The 2,333-nt window shown below is 70.6% G+C and carries 1 protein-coding gene and 2 pseudogenes; all 3 read right to left on the bottom strand.

Annotated features, from left to right (window positions below; translation table 11 throughout):
• A pseudogene (locus tag C5F48_RS23235) lies at positions 1-190 on the bottom strand (NADH-quinone oxidoreductase subunit N); the annotation flags it as partial.
• Positions 187-1,632, bottom strand: coding sequence for a complex I subunit 4 family protein (locus tag C5F48_RS23230; RefSeq protein ID WP_170139568.1), 1,446 nt, complete (start codon positions 1,630-1,632; stop codon positions 187-189). The gene C5F48_RS23230 and the pseudogene C5F48_RS23235, both read right to left, overlap by 4 nt.
• A pseudogene (locus tag C5F48_RS25455) lies at positions 1,623-2,333 on the bottom strand (NADH-quinone oxidoreductase subunit L); the annotation flags it as partial. The gene C5F48_RS23230 and the pseudogene C5F48_RS25455, both read right to left, overlap by 10 nt.

Below are 2,333 nucleotides of genomic sequence, written 5' to 3'. Positions count from 1 at the left end.
CGTCGCGCAGCAAGGCCGAGGGCAGGGCCGGCGCGTCCCAGCGCGACAGCACCGAGGTCAGCGCCAGGGCGAAGGCCAGGAAGGCCGCGCGCCGCGCCAGCGCCGGATGCCGGGGCGCCAGCAGCATCGCCGCCACCGCCCCGAAGCCGAGGGCCATCAGCGGCCCGAGCGGAACCAGGGACTGCGTCATCTGCCGGTCACCAGCGCCGCGCCCACTGCGGGCTCCAGCACCCCCATCAAGAGCTGCGGCAGCATGCCGAACAAGAGGGTGCAGATCGCCAGCAGCACGATCGGCCCCATCTCGCGCAGGGTGAGGTCGGTCATCACCACCTCGGTCCGCCGGGTCTTGCCGAAGACCACCCGCTTGAACAGCCGCGTTGCATAGACCACCGAGATCACCAGCGAGACCAGCGTGATCGAGGCGAAGAGCCAGTTCACCTGGAACATCCCGGTGATGACCAGCGCCTCGCCGAGGAAGTTCGCCGTGCCGGGCATGGCCAGCGCCGCCGAGAAGAACAGCGCGAAGGCGGCGGCGAAGCGCGGCGCGCTCTGCTGCAACCCGCCGAGCTGGCGCAGGTCGCGGGTGCCCATCCGGTCATAGAGCGCGCCGATCAGCAGGAACAGCGCCGAGGCCGAGAAGGCATGCGCCACCATCTCCACCGCAGCGCCCATCATCGAGAAATAGACCCCGCCGGCGATGCCCATCAGCACGATGCTCATATGCGCGACCGAAGTATAGGCCACCAGCCGCTTGGCGTCGGTCTGGCCGCAGGCCAGCAGCGCGCCATAGATCGACCCGAAGGCCCCCAGCGCCAGCCCGTAGGGCGAGAGCGTCACCAGCGCCTCGGGAAACAGCATGGCGGGGAAGCGGAACAGGCCATAGGCCCCGGTCTTCAGCAGAAGCCCCGCCAGCAGGATCGAGCCCGCCGTCGGCGCCTGGGTATGGGCGTCGGGCAGCCAGGCATGCAGCGGCGGCACCGGCAGCTTCACGAGGAAGGCCAGTGCGAAGCCCAGAAGCAGCCAGACCTGCACGTGATGCGGGATCTCGACCTTGGCCAGCACGAAGGCGTCGAAGGTCACCGGCTCGCCCAGCGATCCCATGTAGAAGACGGCGGCCAGCAGGCCGAGCCCGGCCACCGCGTTGAAGACGAGGAACTTCAGCGCCGCCGCCTCGCGCTCGCCATGGCCCCAGATCGAGATCAAGAGGAACGCGGGGACGATCATCAGCTCCCAGAAGAAGGCGAAGACCAGAAGGTCGAAGGACAGAAACACCCCGTTCGAGGCGGCGACTGTCCAGCAGAGGCAGGCGTTCAGGAGGCCCGAATACTGGGTCATCTTCCAGGAGACGATGACCGAGACGATCCCCAGCACCAGCGAGATCGCCAGCAGCGCCGCCGAAAGCCCGTCCATGGCGAAGATGATCTGCACCCCCAGCGCCGGGGCCCAGTCGCTGCGGCTGATGGCCAGCCAGCGGCCCTGGCTCGGGTCGGCCAGCGCGAGCACGAGGACCAGCAGCGCCAGCGCCATCGCGGCGATGGCGACCCAGCGCTCGGCGTCGCGCGCGAGACGCCCGACGAACAGGGCGGCGACCCCGCCAAAAAACGGCAGCAGCACCAGCGCGTTCAGTTCCATGTCGTTCCCCATGCAATCATCAACAGCGCGGCCAGACCCGTGGCGAGGCCGAGCGCGTAGTCCCGGGCGCGCCCGGTCTGGACCCTCCGGGCCCCGACCCAGAGCCGCACCATCCCGTTGGCAAAGCCCATCCAGCGCCGGTCGAAGCCGTCCTCGGCCATGCGCGCGACCAGCGCCTCCTTGCCGCGCAGCGCCAAGAGCACCGGCAGCGTGCCGACCGGATCGACCAGCCCGCCGCGATAGCCGTTCAGCCAGCGCACCAGGTTGACGAAGGGCCGCACGAAGGTCGCCTGATAGAGCGCGTCGATCCGCGCCCCCTTGCTCAGGCTGCGCACCAGCCGGACGAAGGGCTCGATGATGGTGCCCTGCGCCACCTGGTCCAGCGCCGTCGCCCGCCGCATGCGCTTGGCGCTGGCGAGCCCGGCCGAGAGCCGCGGGATGAAGGTTAGCGCCGCGGCGATGATGAGCCCGCCGACCGGTGCGAGGCCCGCGGCCAGCTCCGGCCCCGGCGCCGCATGCGGCAGCACGGCGCCGAGGAAGCCGACGATCGGCGCGACCAGCAGCCCGCCCAGCACCGAACCGAGCGACAGCACCAGAAGCGGCCCGAGGATCAGCGGCCCCGGCATCCGGGCGCGATAGTGGGTGCCGAGCGCCACGGCATGGCCGCGCCGGCCACGGGTTATCGACGGGGGCGCGGGCAC

It is taken from the genome of Cereibacter changlensis JA139 (assembly GCF_003034985.1).
GTDB lineage: Bacteria > Pseudomonadota > Alphaproteobacteria > Rhodobacterales > Rhodobacteraceae > Cereibacter > Cereibacter changlensis.
Note: the sequence above shows the minus strand (reverse complement) of the source record. Positions and strands in the feature narration are given on the sequence as shown.

What these genes read in the sequence shown, in the direction of transcription:
- C5F48_RS23230 (WP_170139568.1), bottom strand. Translation starts at nt 1,632, where the DNA reads ATGGAACTGAACGCGCTGGTGCTGCTGCCGTTTTTTGGCGGGGTCGCC.